Below are 705 nucleotides of genomic sequence, written 5' to 3'. Positions count from 1 at the left end.
ATGGTGAAAAAAGGGGAGGTTTGGGATGAAAAATTGGCTTAAAAGGTTGACTTGGAACCACAGTCACTTGTTATGTAATTTATAGTTTAACTAACTTATATTACCGCTGGTTTAGTTAAGTTGATTGTTAAATCGTAATATTCGTCGTTTGATTTTAAACAACCAATTAATAATTTCATCTGCGTTTCATTCCATCTGGGGTTATTTGGATAGCAGTATTCTTTTAAAGAAAGCGACTTTTCCTTTTGTTGTTTTGTATAGAAAATATACAATTTCCCCCCCTCGTCTTTTCCATAAATCGCATGTCTACCAGAAGGCGATATTTTAAAGCCCGATAAGTTGCCTAAATCACGTCCGTTAAAAAAAATAGCAGTATAATTTGCTATTGCTTCCCAATGACCAGGCGGGTTTTTTACTGAATAATGTTTTTCAACAAAACCATATCCAAGATCGAAGGATCTTCCGTATTCTCTTTCTTGAGAGATACCGTTTGAAAAAGAGATAATTAATAAAAAACAAAATACATATTTCATAACATTATTACTCTTATCTATTTTAGTCTTGCTACAAAAAGTGTCTAAAAGGTGGGGGGTGTCAAAATTAACTATTTAAATTCCCCAATTATTGCTTTTGCGTCGCAGACACTGGTGTTCCCCACGAAAAGTAGCCACTTCATTTAAGCAGCTAATGCCACTTGTTCTTCAA

The 705-nt window shown here is 33.9% G+C and carries 1 protein-coding gene; it reads right to left on the bottom strand.

Translation table 11 applies throughout. The features are described from left to right. Positions 1–95: 95 nt before the first annotated feature. Positions 96–533: a hypothetical protein gene (locus OO007_RS20210; protein WP_325810185.1), complete on the bottom strand. Its 438-nt coding sequence runs from the start codon at positions 531–533 to the stop codon at positions 96–98. Positions 534–705: the final 172 nt, after the last annotated feature.

The sequence above is a fragment of the Cocleimonas sp. KMM 6892 genome (assembly GCF_035798195.1).
Lineage (GTDB): Bacteria > Pseudomonadota > Gammaproteobacteria > Thiotrichales > Thiotrichaceae > Cocleimonas > Cocleimonas flava.
Note: the sequence above shows the minus strand (reverse complement) of the source record. Positions and strands in the feature narration are given on the sequence as shown.

Coding starts and splice junctions, on each gene's coding strand:
- OO007_RS20210 (WP_325810185.1), bottom strand. CDS start 533: ATGAAATATGTATTTTGTTTTTTATTAATTATCTCTTTTTCAAACGGT.